A 14,039-nucleotide genomic window follows, 5' to 3' on the forward strand; every position below is an offset into this window, starting at 1 on the left:
GTCTTGGCACCCTCAGGGTGCTTTTTGCCACCCCAGGAGACAACCCCATGACCGACCTGTCCACCGACTACAAAGCCCTTGCCAGTTACCGCCCGACCAACAAGGTGCGCTTCATCACCGCCGCCAGCCTGTTTGATGGGCACGATGCTGCCATCAACATCATGCGGCGCATCCTGCAGGGCATGGGCGCCGAGGTGGTTCACCTGGGCCACAACCGCAGCGTTGACGAGGTCGTGACCGCCGCACTGCAGGAAGACGCGCAAGGCATTGCCATCAGCTCCTACCAAGGCGGGCATGTGGAGTATTTCAAGTACATGGTCGATCTGCTGAAAAGCCGGGGCGGCGAGCACATCCAGGTGTTCGGCGGCGGCGGCGGCGTGATCGTCGGGCCGGAAATCCGCGAACTGCAGGCTTACGGCGTGGCGCGCATCTTCAGCCCCGAGGACGGCCAGCGCATGGGCCTGGCCGGCATGATTGGCGAGATGGTGATGCGCTGCGATAAAGACATCAGCGGCTATGCACCCAGCCGCGTTGAAGCCATTGAAGGCCACGACGAGATGGCCTGGCGCGCGCTGGCCCAGCTCATCACCGCGCTTGAAGAAAATAAGGCAGATGAAGCCATTGTGCAGGCCGTGCGGGCACAGGCTGCTACTAAAAAGATACCGGTTCTGGGCATTACCGGCACCGGCGGTGCGGGCAAGTCCAGCCTGACCGACGAGCTGATCCGCCGCCTGCGACTCGATCAGGGCGACCAGTTGCGCGTGGCGCTGATCAGCATTGACCCGTCGCGGCGCAAGAGCGGCGGCGCGCTGCTGGGCGACCGCATCCGCATGAACGCCATCAACCCGTGGAGCCAGGGTCAGCGCGTGTTCATGCGCTCGCTGGCCACGCGCGACTTTGGCTCCGAAATCAGCAAGGCGCTGCCTGACGTGATTGCCGCCTGCAAGGCCGCCGGCTTTGATTTGATCATTGTCGAAACCTCCGGCATCGGCCAGGGCGACGCGGCCATCGTGCCGCATGTCGATGTGCCGATGTATGTGATGACGCCCGAGTTTGGCGCGGCCAGCCAGCTGGAAAAAATCGACATGCTCGACTTCGCCGAGTTCGTCGCCATCAACAAGTTTGACCGCAAGGGCGCACTTGACGCCCTGCGCGACGTGTCCAAGCAGGTGCAGCGCAACAAAGAAGCCTGGACCACGCCCGCCGACCAGATGCCGGTGTTCGGCACGATGGCCGCGCGCTTCAACGACGACGGCGTGACCGCGCTCTACCAGGCGCTCAAAACCCGACTGGGCGCGCTGGGCTTGAGCCTGACCGACGGCACGCTGCCGCTTGTCAACGTGCGCCACAGCACCAACCAGACGCCGGTCGTGCCCGCCGCCCGCACCCGCTACCTGGCCGAAATCAGCGACACCGTGCGCAGCTACAAAAAGCGCGGCAAGGAACAAGCCGCGCTGGCCCGGCAAATCCAGCAACTGCGCGCCACCTCCGGCATGCTCAGCGCCAGCAAATCCGACCCGTCGAACGCCGTGGAAGCGGTCATTGGCCTGGCCGTGGAACGCGAACAGATTCAAGACCCCGCCGCCAAAAAGCTGCTGGCCCAATGGCCTGAAATGCAGAAGGCCTACGCCGGCGACGAATACGTCGTCAAAATCCGCGACAAGGAAATCCGCACCCAACTGACCAGCAAATCGTTGAGCGGCACCACCATCCGCAAGGTTTGCCTGCCCACCTACGAAGACCACGGCGAGATTTTGAAATGGCTGATTCTGGACAACGTGCCGGGCAGCTACCCCTACACCGCCGGCACCTTTGCCTTCAAGCGGGAAGGCGAAGACCCAACCCGCATGTTCGCCGGAGAAGGCGATTCATTCCGCACCAACACGCGCTTCAAGCTGTTGAGCGACGGCATGGCCGCCAAGCGCCTGTCCACCGCCTTTGACTCGGTGACGCTGTACGGCAACGACCCGGACCCGCGTCCTGACATCTACGGCAAGGTCGGCAATTCGGGCGTGTCCATCGCCACGCTCGACGACATGAAGGTGCTGTACGGCGGGTTTGATTTGTGCAGTCCGACGACCAGCGTGTCGATGACCATCAACGGCCCGGCGCCCAGCATTTTGGCGATGTTCATGAACACCGCCATCGACCAGAACCTGGAAAAGTTCAAAGCGGACAACGGCCGCGAGCCGACCGACACCGAGACCCTGAAAATCCGCGAATGGGTGCAGGCCAACGTGCGCGGCACGGTGCAGGCCGATATCTTGAAAGAAGACCAGGGCCAGAACACCTGCATTTTCAGCACCGAGTTCAGCCTGAAAGTCATGGGCGACATTGCCGAATACTTCGTGCACCACAACGTGCGCAACTTCTACAGCGTGTCGATCAGCGGCTACCACATCGCCGAAGCCGGTGCGAACCCGATCAGCCAGCTGGCATTCACGCTGTCAAACGGGTTCACCTTTGTCGAAGCCTATCTGGCGCGCGGCATGCACATCGACGACTTCGCGCCCAACCTGAGCTTTTTCTTCAGCAACGGCATGGACCCGGAATACACCGTGATGGGCCGCGTCGCCCGGCGCATCTGGGCCGTGGCGATGAAGGAAAAATACGGCGCGAACGAGCGCAGCCAGAAGCTGAAATACCACATTCAGACCAGCGGCCGCAGCTTGCACGCACAGGAAATCCAGTTCAACGATATCCGCACCACGCTGCAGGCGCTGATTGCGATTTACGACAACTGCAACTCGCTGCACACCAACGCCTTCGACGAAGCCATCACCACGCCGACCGAAGACTCGGTGCGCCGCGCCATGGCAATCCAGCTCATCATCAACCGCGAATGGGGCTTGGCCAAGAACGAGAACCCGTCGCAGGGTGCGTTCATCATTGAAGAGCTGACCGAATTGCTCGAAGAAGCCGTGCTGGCCGAGTTCCAGAACATTGCCGACCGGGGCGGCGTGCTCGGTGCCATGGAAACCGGCTACCAGCGCGGCCGCATCCAGGACGAGTCGATGCACTACGAGATGCTCAAGCACACCGGCGAGTTGCCGATTATTGGCGTCAACACCTTCCGCAACCCGCATGGCGATGCGGTGCATGACAAGCTCGAGCTGGCACGCTCGACCGACGAGGAAAAGCAGAGCCAGCTCAAGCGCCTGGAGGACTTCCACACGCGCCACGCCAACGAAGCGCCGACGCAGCTCAAGCGGCTGCAGCAGGCGGTGATCGAGAACAAGAACGTGTTCGACGTGCTGATGGACGCGGTGCGCGTGTGTTCACTCGGTCAAATCACGAATGCACTGTTTGAAGTCGGTGGGCAGTACCGCCGGAATATGTAATTTCAGCCTGGTCCGGATTTGTGGGCCCAAAAAAGAAACCCGAACTCCCCAGGCGGATTGCGCCTCGGGGGTTCGGGTTTCTTTTTGGACGGAGCCTTGAGGGCTCCAGCCCTGTTGGCGGCTTAACCCTGCTGTGGGCGCTTGCCGGGGTTCTTTTTGCTGCGGGTGTGGGCGCCGCGCTCAAGGCTGCGCTTTTGGCCGTTGCCGGTGGTGATGGTGTAGCCGTTAGGCGGAACAGGCTTGGCGGCGCAGATGTCGGCTTCGACTCTGATTTTTTTGGACATGGAAGACTCCGGTTAGAAAAAGGGCTGAACGGCTGATTTTAAGCCACAGCGTGCCCATCACGGCGCTTCTGTGGCTTATCGGCTGCAAGGAGGCGCACAGGACCGCTTGCACCGGGGGTGCGCCGCCTTATTCGATGGTCGCGCCGGACGCCTGCACGATGCCCTTCCATTTCTGATAATCCGTTTTCAGCAGCGCTGAAAACTGCTCGGGCGTCATGGTGAGCAGCTCAGCGCCTTGCGCATGGATGGCCGCTTTCATGTCGGGCGTGGCCAGCAGCTTGTTGACTTCGGCGTTGACGGTGTTGACGATTTCCTTCGGCGTGCCTGCCGGCATGAACAAGCCGTACCAGGTGCTGACATCAAAGTCCTTGTAGCCCAGTTCGGCCACGGTCGGCGCGTCGGGCAGCGAAGTGCTGCGCTTGGCCGAGGTGACAGCCAGAACCCGCAGTTTGCCGGCCTTGATCTGGCCGATGGCCGAGGGCAGCGACGACACCATCAAATCGACATTGCCGGCCAGCACATCCATCATGGCCGGGTTGGAGCCCTTGTAGGGAATGTGGCGCAGCTTGATTTTGGCCGCCGTATTGAAGATTTCACCGGCCAGGTGAATGGTGGTGCCGTTGCCCGGCGAGCCATAGGTAATCTGGTCGGGCGTTGCCTTGGCGGCCGTCACCACGTCGGCCAGCGTCTTGAAGCGCGAATTGACGCCGGTCACGATAACCACCGGCGTGTACGCCACATGCGCTACGGCAACCAGGTCTTTGATCGGGTCGTAGCTCAGGTTTTTATACAGCCAGGGCGCGACCACCATGTTGTCTTTTTGCCCCATGACCATCTCGTAGCCCGTGGGCGCTGCCCGGGCGGCTTCAGCGATGCCGATGGTGCCGCCGGCGCCGCCCCGGTTGTCAGGAATCACCGTCCATTTGCTGACTTCAGTCAGCTTGTTGGCCACCAGGCGCGACAGGATGTCGGTGCCGCCGCCGGGCGGAAACGGCACGATCATGCGAATCGGCTTGGCCGGATAGGCGGCCTGGGGCTGCGCATGGGCTGCCGTCAGGGCGCAGGCCATCAACAGGAAAGGGAATAGCTTTCTAAACATTCAGTATCTCCTTGGGGGTAAACGGGCATGGCTAGCAGGCCGGAAATGCACGGGCTGGCTACGCCATCTGCGGGCATTCTAGGGGACGCATTGTTGCTTCAGACCGTGGGAAATCCCTTGGTTTGCGGGTCTTGGCAGGCGGCCAGCCGTCTTGTTCGGCGATGGCGGCCAAACCGGCCAGCGCGCAGGCAATCCGCCAGTCAGGCACTACATCAACGCACGCAGCGGCAAATTCACCAGCAGATTCTGGGCTTTTAGCCGCAGCACGCCCTCGGCATTCATCATCAGCCCCAGATAGACCGGTTTGCCCGCCACGTCGGCGCGCATTTCCTGCGCATCGGCAAAGTCCAGCCGGAACAGGCTGACCAGCCGCTGCAGTCGTGCCGCTGCAACGTCACGGCCTTCATACAGGTCATTGAGCAGCGCGGTTGCTTCGACATCCAGCCCCACATGCCAGCGCCAGGCGTCGTCGTCAATTTTTTGCAGTGGCCGGATGGTGACGCTGACGCCCAGAAAATGACGCACCCATTTTTGCAACACACCGGCCAGCGCCTTGAGCCCGGAACGGGCGCGCGTCATGGTGAGCACCAGCCCGTGGCTCAGGTCGTTGCTGACTTCATGCGTCAGGTCGAGCAAAAACCGGTACCGATCGGCCTGCTGCCAATAGTCAGGCACGTTGTCGTCAGTCAGCACCTGCAAATGCACGGTGTGCAGCGGGGCCTTGGCTTCGGCCAGAAAACGCCCGAAGTCGCCCAGGCCGCCGGTTTCGTTGAGCAGGTCAATCACGACCTGGTCGCCACTGAGCACCTGGCCGTCTTGCGTGCTGATGCGCTGGGGGCGAAACAGCATTTCGCCGGCGCGCACTTCATACGCATCAGCCGAATCCGCCAGCAGGTTGTGCGTGATGGCCTGGGTCAGCAAGTCAATAAACAGCGGGGCAATCGTGACGCGCCCCGTGCCGTCGCGCGGAAACAGGCTCAGGTAATACGCTTCAAGCGTGCCGGCGGCCAGCAAGCCGTCGCGAAAGTGCAGGAAAAGCTGGTAGCTTTCACGCGCATCAGCGTCTTGCAGCGCCTGCAAGCCGGCTGGCGTAACAGGCAGGCTGGGCGACTGCACCAGCGCTGCATGCAGGGCCAACTCGGTCGGGCACGACTCGGGCACCGGCGCCAGTTCGGGCCGGGCCAGAAAAAGCCGCAAATAGTCATCGGTCGGCAGCAGCCAGCCGCGTTCGTTGCGCTGTAAAGCAGAAAAACCACTGGTGGGCCAAAAATTTTGCATGGCTGCAATCGTCGCACAGTGAATGGCTGCTGGCTTTTTATCGACAATTCACTATGGTTTTAATAGCTGCTTGCGCACGTGTGCATTGCGCAACAGCCCTGTTTTGCTTGAATTTTCAATCCAGAGCACCTTGCAGCTTGTTGCAACCGATTATCAAAAAGAGCATTCTTTACCCGCGCCTGGCCATCGGCTTCAGGGCTTGGCGCGTTGTGGTTGTCAGACTGTCCACGTTAATGCCAGGTCGCGCGTAACCGCACTGGGCATCAACCCATCAGCTTTCGTCGCGACAGGAAAAGGTACGCACAATGAACTCGGTTTTCATTCTTTCGACCCAGCTTGAGTCCCAAGCACGCCTGCATGACCGCAAGCTGTTTTCATTCGTGTCACTGTTTGTGCTGCTGGCCGCGCTTCAAGCCACCAGCTGGGCGCAACCGTCTTCTGCGCAAAACGCGTTGCCAGACCCACCCGGCCGCGTGGCCCGCCTGAATCTGGCGGAAGGCGCAGTGAGCTTTGCGCCCGCCGAGGCTACCGGCTACAGCGATGGCAATGCATGGACGCCCGCCAAGCAGAACCGGCCCCTGACCCGAGGCGACCGGCTCTGGACCGGGCAGCGAGCGCGCTCGGAACTGCATATCGGCTCAAGCGCACTGCGTATGAATGAGGAAACCAGCCTGGGTTTTCTGGCGCTGGACGACAGCATCACCCAGCTGCGCCTGGCGCAAGGCACGCTGCAGCTGCGGGTGCGCGCCCTGTTTGAAGATCAACGACTGGAGATCGACACACCCAACCTGGCCTTTGTGATTTCCCGGCCCGGCAATTACCGGCTGGACGTCAACCCCGCCAGCGACACGACGCGAATCGTGGCGCAGTCAGGTAGCGGCATGATTTACGGTGACAACGGCGTGTCCCTTCCACTGGGTAACCAGCAGCAGGCCACATTCAGCGGCACGCGACTGGCACCCGCAGCGCCCGGTGCCGCTATCGCCGACAGCTTTGACTTGTGGGCAGCGGACAGGGACAGGCGCGAAGACCAGTCGGTTTCAGCGCGCTATGTTCCGCGCGAAACCATCGGCTACCAGCAACTCGACAGTTATGGCGACTGGCAGCAAGACCCGGCCTACGGGGCGGTATGGCTGCCGCGCGCCGTGCCCGTGAACTGGGCACCCTACCGCGCCGGCCGCTGGGACTGGATTTCACCTTGGGGCTGGACTTGGGTGGACGATGCGCCGTGGGGATTTGCGCCGTTTCATTACGGACGCTGGGCACAGATCGGCCCGCGCTGGGCCTGGGTGCCGGGGCAACTGCCGCCGCGCCCGGTATACGCGCCGGCGTTGGTGGCGTTTGTGGGCGGCAGCCACTGGAATCTGGCGGTTGGCACAGACAGCGCACCGCGGCCAGCCCTGGGCTGGTTCCCGCTGGCACCCGGCGAAGTCTTTCGGCCTGCGTACCGGGTCAGTCCGCGCTATGTCAGCCTCGTGAACAACACCACCAACATCAACATCAGCAACACGGTGAATGTCACCAATATCTACCGCTACCAGCACCAGCCCGCCGCCGTGACGACAGCCAGCCGGGAGGACTTTGCGCACAGCCGCAGGATGCCCGGCAGCGCGCACGCCTTGAGCGCCGCCGACTTGAGCCGTGCCCAAGTGTTGGCAACGCAAAGCGCATTGCCCCAGCGCCAGGAACAGACCGAATTGCGAGAGCGCCCCCATCCATCACCAGCCGCCCTGCCGCCTGCCGGCTTGGCAGCGCAAAGTGTCGTGCGCAGCCAGGGCGAGCGCGGCAATGACAGACAGCCCCTTTTGAGTTCTCCAAATCGTGAAAATGAGCCGCCAAATGGCCCGCGCCCAAGTCGCTTTGAGCGTAGTCCCCCCAGCCCGCCACGCCTGCTTGCCGCACCCATTGCGACGGCTCCGGCGGTACCCCTCGTTCAGCCACCCGCTGTACGCCTTTTGCCGGCTCCCGCACTCGATCACAGCACGTCAGCGGTCGACAAAAGGGTCAAGCGCGAGCAGCTGCACCAGCAATCAGAGACGCCGCGCCAGCCAGATCAGCAGCGTGTGCAAGGCGAAGCCGTCTTGGGGCAGCAACGCGCGCTGCGTGAGCAAGGACAAAGGCCGCAAGAACTGGTGCGCCAACAGGCACAGCAACTCCAGCATGATCAGCAGCGTCGGCAAGCACAAGGAACCTTGGACCCACAACGCATGCTGCGCGAGCAGGCTCAACACCCACAGGCACAAGCGCAACAACAACCACAACGCCGCCAGAATGAACTGCAACGCGATCAGCAGCCAGGAAATGGCGGCATGCCAATCGCAGCGACCGAAGCACGGGCTGCGAATGAACGCAATGCAGCGGAGCAGGCACAACGGGCGCAGCAGCAGTTGCAACGCCAGCAAGCAGAACTGAACCGTCAGCAAGACCAGATGCACCGCCAAGACGAAGACGCCATGCGCCAGCAGCAGCGTGCCATGCATGAGCAAGCGCAACAGCAACGCGCCAGCCAGCAATTACAACGCCAAGCGCAGGCGCTTCAAAAGCCGCTGCCCGATCAACGCAGGCCGTCTGCGCAGGCGCATCAGCCGACGCGTCCAGCAGAAACGGGACATCTGCGACCAGCCCGACCCGAAGGCGATTTTCCGCGCAAACAAGAACCGTAAAGCCAGCACCTTCACATCAAAATTCTGCGCACGATTGACGGGTGTGACGCCAACTGTTTACTGCAAAATTTGAAGATTTCCCGGGAGTAAAAAAGCGGGCCGAATAGCCCGCTTTTTTATGCGTCTTTCAGTCCGGTTTGTCAGCCAGGCAGCATTCTTTCAGTCCTGCACGGGTTTAAGTTTTCAAGTACGAAACACTACCTAAGGGTCTTACCCGGTAGCGCACACGCCTGCCTGTGAATAGGATTGCGGCCTGTGCATCACGAGGCGATGGGGCATCCTACGCAAGCCGATTCGTGAACCCGATACAACCTGCCGGAGAGCTAATTTGCCAGTGGAATTTATTCTTGAAACGCGAGGATTGACCAAGGAATTCAAAGGATTCGTTGCCGTCAACAACGTGGACCTGAAAGTCCAGCGCGGGCATATCCATGCGCTGATCGGGCCGAATGGCGCCGGCAAGACCACCTTCTTCAACCTGCTGACCAAGTTCCTCACGCCGACGCGCGGCAGCATCACTTTCAACGGCAACGACATCACGTTTGAAAAGCCGGCGCAAACCGCCCGGCGCGGCATTGTCCGCTCGTTCCAGATTTCAGCCGTGTTTCCGCACATGACCGTGCTGGAAAACGTGCGCGCCGCCTTGCAGCGCAACCTGGGCACGTCGTTTCATTTCTGGAAGGGCGAGGACACGCTGTATCCGCTGCATGAGCGGGCCCGCGCGCTGCTTGACGAAGTAGACCTGGGCCAGTTTGCCGATACGCTGACGGTCAACCTGCCCTACGGCCGCAAGCGCGCGCTGGAACTGGCGACCACGCTGGCGCTGGAGCCGGAGCTGATGCTGCTCGACGAACCCACGCAGGGCATGGGCCACGAAGACGTGGACCGCGTCACGCAGCTGATCAAGAAAGTATCCGTCGGCCGCACCATCCTGATGGTCGAGCACAACATGAACGTGGTGTCGTCCATCGCTGACCGCATCACGGTGCTGCAGCGCGGCGCCATCATCGCCGACGGCCCGTACGCCGAAGTGTCTAAAAACCCGCTGGTTATCGAGGCCTACATGGGCAACGCCGACGCCGCCTTGCAAGGAGCGCACTGACCATGAGCAAAGAATTTCTGCGTATCGAAGACCTGCACGCCTGGTATGGCGAATCGCACATCCTGCATGGCGTGAACCTGACGGTGAACGAGGGCGAAGTGGTCACGCTGCTGGGCCGCAACGGCGCTGGCCGCACCACCACGCTGCGCGCCATCGTCGGCCTGACGGGGGCGCGCAAAGGCTCCATCAAGATCAACGGCGAGGAAGCCCTGAAGCTGGCGCCGCACAAGGTGGCCCGGCTGGGCGTGGGCTATTGCCCCGAAGAACGCGGCATCTTCGCCAGCCTCAGCACTGAGGAAAACCTGATGCTGCCGCCAACGATTGCACCGGGCGGCATGAGCATCGACGAGATCTACACCATGTTCCCCAACCTCAAAGAGCGCGCCAACAGCCCCGGCACGCGCCTGTCGGGCGGCGAGCAGCAAATGCTGGCGGTGGCGCGCATTTTGCGCACCGGCGCGCGGCTCTTGCTGCTCGATGAAATCTCCGAAGGGCTCGCGCCCGTCATCGTGCAAAAGCTGGCCGAAATGATCCTGGCGCTCAAGGCCAAGGGCTACACCATCGTGCTGGTCGAGCAGAACTTTCGCTTTGCCGCGCCGCTGGCCGACCGGTTTTACGTGATGGAGCACGGCCAGATCGTCAAGCAGTTTGCACAGTCCGAGCTGACCCAGAACATGGGCATGCTGCAGGAATACCTCGGCGTATGAGCCGCGCGACCCCCAATTTTTCTCATCCATTTCGACTGTTTTAACCACGTAATCAGGAGCCAAAAAATGAAACTCAAACTACTCGCCCTGTCAATAACACTCGGATTTGCCGCTGCCGCCTCTGCGCAGGACACCGGCCCGGTCAAAATCGGTTTCATCACCGACATGTCCAGCCTGTACGCCGACATCGACGGCCCGGCCGGCGGTGAAATGGTCAAGTGGGCGGTGCAAGATTTTGGCGGCAAGGTCTTGAACCGTCCGGTTGAAGTGCTGACCGCTGACCACCAGAACAAGGCCGACGTGGCGAGCTCCAAAGCTAGAGAGTGGATCGACAAGGACAATCTGTCCATGCTGATCGGCGGCACCAACTCCGGCACCGCACTGGCCATGGCCAAGATTGCTGAAGAAAAGAAGCGCCCGTTCATGGCCATCGGCCCCGGCTCGGCCCGCCTGACCAATGAAGCCTGTTCGCCGTACACCGTGCATTACGCCTACGACACCGTGGCGCTGGCCAAGGTGGCCGGCACTGCGCTGGTCAAGAGCGGCGCCAAGAACTGGTTTTTCCTGACGGCCGACTATGCCTTTGGCCATTCGCTCGAAAGCGATGTCTCCAATGTGGTCAAGGCCAACGGCGGCACGGTGGCCGGCGCGGTACGGCATCCGCTCAATGCGTCGGATTTCTCTTCCTTCCTGCTGCAGGCCCAGTCGTCCAAGGCGCAGGTGCTGGCGCTGGCCAATGCCGGCGGCGACTTCACCAACGCCATGAAGGCAGCCCGGGAATTCGGCATCAACAAGACCATGAAAATTGCCGGCCTGCTGGTGTTCATCAATGACGTACACAGCCTGGGCCTGGCCAACACCGAAGGCCTGCAGCTGGCCGACAGCTGGTACTGGAACCAGGATGACGCCTCGCGCAAATTTGCCAAGCGCTTTTTCGACAAATACAAGCGCATGCCTTCGAGCCTGCAAGCCGCCGACTACTCGGTCACCACCAACTACCTGAAGGCCGTTCAGGCAGCCGGCTCGACAGACGGCGACAAGGTCATGAGCGCCATGAAGTCCATGAAGATCGACGACTTCTACAACAAGGGCCAGATCCGCGCCGACGGCCGCATGATTCATGACATGTACCTGTTCCAGGTCAAGTCAGCCAAGGAATCGACTGCACCGTGGGACTACTACAAGATGGTGTCCAAGATCCCCGGCGACCAGGCGTTCACCACGGCAGCCGAATCCAAGTGCGCACTGATGAAAAAATAAGCTGAAGCTTCGGGGCGGCCGGTCGCAACCAGTGACTGGCCGCTTTTTTTTAACCTGGCAAGGCATGAACTGACGTCACCCATGGAAATTTTCGGTATCCCCCATCAAGCCTTCCTGGGCCAGCTGCTGCTGGGCCTGGTCAACGGCGCGTTTTACGCCATGCTCAGCCTGGGGCTGGCAGTCATCTTCGGCCTGCTGGGCGTGGTCAATTTTGCGCACGGCGCACTTTACATGCTGGGCGCGTTTGTCGCCTGGATCATGCTCGACAAATTCGGCATCAACTACTGGTTTGCGCTGGTACTGGCGCCGCTGGTCGTAGGTGCATTCGGCGTGGTGATTGAACGTCTTTTCCTGAAACACCTGTACAAGCTCGACCCGCTGTATGGCCTGCTGCTGACCTTTGGTCTGGCGCTGATCATCGAAGGCGTTTTTCGCGAGCTGTATGGCGCGTCGGGCCAGTCGTATCCGGTGCCTGAACTGCTTTCGGGTGCTACCAACCTGGGCTTCATGATTCTGCCGAACTACCGCGCCTGGGTGGTGCTGGTGTCGCTGGTGGTCTGCCTGGGCACCTGGTTCATCATTGAGCGCACCCGTCTGGGCGCTTACTTGCGCGCCGGTACAGAAAACGCCGCGCTGGTGCAGACCTTCGGCATCAACGTGCCGATGATGGTCATGCTGACCTATGGCGCGGGTGCTGCGCTTGCGGCGCTGGCCGGTGTGCTGGCCGCGCCCATCATCCAGGTCAACCCGCTGATGGGCTCGAACCTCATCATCGTGGTGTTTGCCGTGGTGGTGATTGGCGGCATGGGCTCGATCCTGGGCTCGGTCATCACCGGCTTGGCGCTCGGTCTGGTCGAAGGCATGACGCGCGTTTTCTACCCCGAGGCATCCAATATTGTGGTGTTCGTTGTGATGGTGCTGGTGCTGATGGTTCGCCCGGCCGGCCTGTTTGGCAAAGAATGATGGCCCCCACGCTCCCCACTTCGTGTGGTTCGCTGCCCCCCGAGGGGGCCGTCCCGCCTGCGGCCTGGCAAAGCCAGTTCCGCGGCCGGTGCTTGAAAAAGAAAAACCCTACTCTTCCCGCTTCGCGTACTGCGCTGCCCCCCGAGGGGGCCGCCCCGCCTGCGGCCCGGAAAAGCCGGTCCTGCGGCCGGAACTTGGGAAGACTTGAATCCCCTGCCTTGAGCTCGTTGCGCACCATGCCTTTCGGAACTATCCAATGAACAATTCGAAAAAAATCACCCGCATCACCTACATCGCCCTGCTGGCGCTGCTGCTGGCCGCGCCGTTTATCGGGCTGTACCCGGTGTTTGTGATGAAGCTGCTGTGCTTTGCGCTGTTTGCGTGCGCGTTCAACCTGCTGCTGGGCTTTACCGGCCTGCTGTCGTTCGGCCATGCGGCATTTTTCGGCTCGGCGGCCTACATCACGGGCTGGTTCGTCAAGTCGCAAAACTGGACGCCTGAAACCGCGATTCTGGCCGGCACCGTGGGCGCCGGGCTGATTGGCCTGGTGGTCGGCATGGTGGCGATTCGCCGGCAAGGCATTTACTTTGCCATGATCACGCTGGCGATTGCCCAGATGGTGTACTTTGTCTGCCTGCAAGCACCGTTCACCGGTGGTGAAGATGGCCTGCAAGGCGTGCCGCGCGGCGACTTGTTTGGTGTGCTGTCGCTGCAGTCCGACAACGCCATGTACTACTTCGTGGTGGCAGTTTTTGTGCTGTGCTTTTTGTTCATCACGCGCATCGTCAACTCGCCGTTTGGCCAGGTGCTCAAGATGATCCGCGAAAACGAGCCACGCGCCATCTCGCTGGGTTACCAGGTCGACCGCTACAAACTGCTGGCTTTCGTGTTGTCATCGGCGCTGGCCGGACTGGCCGGCTCGCTCAAGACGCTGGTCATGGGTTTTGCCACGCTGTCGGACGTGCACTGGTCGATGTCGGGTGAGGTGATCTTGATGTCGCTGCTGGGCGGCGTGGGCACGTTCTTTGGCCCGGTGATGGGCGCCGGCATCGTGATTTCGCTGCAGAACATGCTGGCCGACAAAGTGGGCTCGTGGGTCACCGTCATCATCGGCGTGATCTTTGTGCTGTGCGTGCTGGCTTTTCGCAAGGGCGTGGTCGGCGAACTGCAAGCCTTCCGCGAACGCCGCCGCCTGGCCGCGCAGGCCGCTTCGACGCAAGCCTGAAGCACGTGCATCCCCTGGCGGGCTGCCAAAGGGTTTCGACCTTTTGGCAGCCCGCCTTTTTTTAGGGGTTTGACTTTTTTTTGATAGCGCTCTGTGCTTTTTCAGCCTGCACAAACG

Annotated in this window: 10 protein-coding genes; 7 read left to right on the forward strand and 3 right to left on the reverse strand. The window is 61.4% G+C overall.

Annotated features, from left to right (window positions below):
* Positions 1 to 47: 47 nt before the first annotated feature.
* Positions 48 to 3,341 carry a fused isobutyryl-CoA mutase/GTPase IcmF gene (gene icmF, locus RCH06_RS06890; protein ID WP_327080695.1) on the forward strand — a complete coding sequence of 1,098 codons (3,294 nt, stop codon included), beginning with the start codon at positions 48 to 50 and terminating at the stop codon, positions 3,339 to 3,341.
* Between the two features lie 122 nt (positions 3,342 to 3,463).
* Here icmF and RCH06_RS06895 read toward each other — a convergent pair whose 3' ends face one another.
* The 3 genes from RCH06_RS06895 to RCH06_RS06905 form a co-directional block, all read right to left on the reverse strand.
* On the reverse strand, positions 3,464 to 3,625 hold the full coding sequence (locus tag RCH06_RS06895; protein ID WP_327080696.1) for a hypothetical protein: 162 nt from the start codon (positions 3,623 to 3,625) through the stop codon (positions 3,464 to 3,466).
* Positions 3,626 to 3,752: 127 nt separating this feature from the next.
* Positions 3,753 to 4,724 (reverse strand): Bug family tripartite tricarboxylate transporter substrate binding protein, encoded by a 972-nt coding sequence (locus tag RCH06_RS06900; protein WP_327080697.1) that lies wholly within the window; start codon positions 4,722 to 4,724, stop codon positions 3,753 to 3,755.
* Between the two features lie 207 nt (positions 4,725 to 4,931).
* A complete protein-coding gene (locus tag RCH06_RS06905) occupies positions 4,932 to 6,002 on the reverse strand; it encodes a DUF6352 family protein (RefSeq protein WP_327080698.1) in 1,071 nt (356 codons plus the stop codon).
* A 305-nt stretch (positions 6,003 to 6,307) separates the two neighbouring features.
* On the opposite strand from RCH06_RS06905, the gene RCH06_RS06910 reads away from it, so the two are divergent.
* The 6 genes from RCH06_RS06910 to RCH06_RS06935 all read left to right on the forward strand — a co-directional run bounded on the left by RCH06_RS06910 (position 6,308) and on the right by RCH06_RS06935 (position 13,922).
* Positions 6,308 to 8,665, forward strand: coding sequence for a DUF6600 domain-containing protein (locus tag RCH06_RS06910; RefSeq protein WP_327080699.1), 2,358 nt, complete (start codon positions 6,308 to 6,310; stop codon positions 8,663 to 8,665).
* 328 nt (positions 8,666 to 8,993) lie between these two features.
* A complete protein-coding gene (locus RCH06_RS06915) occupies positions 8,994 to 9,767 on the forward strand; it encodes an ABC transporter ATP-binding protein (protein ID WP_327080700.1) in 774 nt (257 codons plus the stop codon).
* Between the two features lie 2 nt (positions 9,768 to 9,769).
* On the forward strand, positions 9,770 to 10,474 hold the full coding sequence (locus tag RCH06_RS06920) for an ABC transporter ATP-binding protein (protein ID WP_327080701.1): 705 nt from the start codon (positions 9,770 to 9,772) through the stop codon (positions 10,472 to 10,474).
* Between the two features lie 66 nt (positions 10,475 to 10,540).
* Positions 10,541 to 11,734, forward strand: coding sequence for an ABC transporter substrate-binding protein (locus tag RCH06_RS06925; RefSeq protein WP_327080702.1), 1,194 nt, complete (start codon positions 10,541 to 10,543; stop codon positions 11,732 to 11,734).
* Positions 11,735 to 11,815: 81 nt separating this feature from the next.
* Positions 11,816 to 12,697, forward strand: coding sequence for a branched-chain amino acid ABC transporter permease (locus RCH06_RS06930; RefSeq protein ID WP_327080703.1), 882 nt, complete (start codon positions 11,816 to 11,818; stop codon positions 12,695 to 12,697).
* Between the two features lie 256 nt (positions 12,698 to 12,953).
* Positions 12,954 to 13,922, forward strand: a complete 969-nt coding sequence (locus RCH06_RS06935) for a branched-chain amino acid ABC transporter permease (protein WP_327080704.1) — start codon at positions 12,954 to 12,956, stop codon at positions 13,920 to 13,922.
* Positions 13,923 to 14,039: the final 117 nt, after the last annotated feature.

The sequence above is a fragment of the Polaromonas sp. CG_9.5 genome (genome assembly GCF_035984465.1).
Classification (GTDB): domain Bacteria; phylum Pseudomonadota; class Gammaproteobacteria; order Burkholderiales; family Burkholderiaceae_C; genus Polaromonas.

Excerpts from the sequence above, each read along its gene's own strand:
- RCH06_RS06895 (WP_327080696.1), bottom strand. The coding sequence starts at position 3,625 with ATGTCCAAAAAAATCAGAGTCGAAGCCGACATCTGCGCCGCCAAGCCT.
- RCH06_RS06925 (WP_327080702.1), top strand. The coding sequence starts at position 10,541 with ATGAAACTCAAACTACTCGCCCTGTCAATAACACTCGGATTTGCCGCT.
- RCH06_RS06910 (WP_327080699.1), top strand. The coding sequence starts at position 6,308 with ATGAACTCGGTTTTCATTCTTTCGACCCAGCTTGAGTCCCAAGCACGC.
- RCH06_RS06935 (WP_327080704.1), top strand. The coding sequence starts at position 12,954 with ATGAACAATTCGAAAAAAATCACCCGCATCACCTACATCGCCCTGCTG.
- RCH06_RS06930 (WP_327080703.1), top strand. The coding sequence starts at position 11,816 with ATGGAAATTTTCGGTATCCCCCATCAAGCCTTCCTGGGCCAGCTGCTG.
- icmF (WP_327080695.1), top strand. The coding sequence starts at position 48 with ATGACCGACCTGTCCACCGACTACAAAGCCCTTGCCAGTTACCGCCCG.
- RCH06_RS06900 (WP_327080697.1), bottom strand. The coding sequence starts at position 4,724 with ATGTTTAGAAAGCTATTCCCTTTCCTGTTGATGGCCTGCGCCCTGACG.
- RCH06_RS06920 (WP_327080701.1), top strand. The coding sequence starts at position 9,770 with ATGAGCAAAGAATTTCTGCGTATCGAAGACCTGCACGCCTGGTATGGC.
- RCH06_RS06905 (WP_327080698.1), bottom strand. The coding sequence starts at position 6,002 with ATGCAAAATTTTTGGCCCACCAGTGGTTTTTCTGCTTTACAGCGCAAC.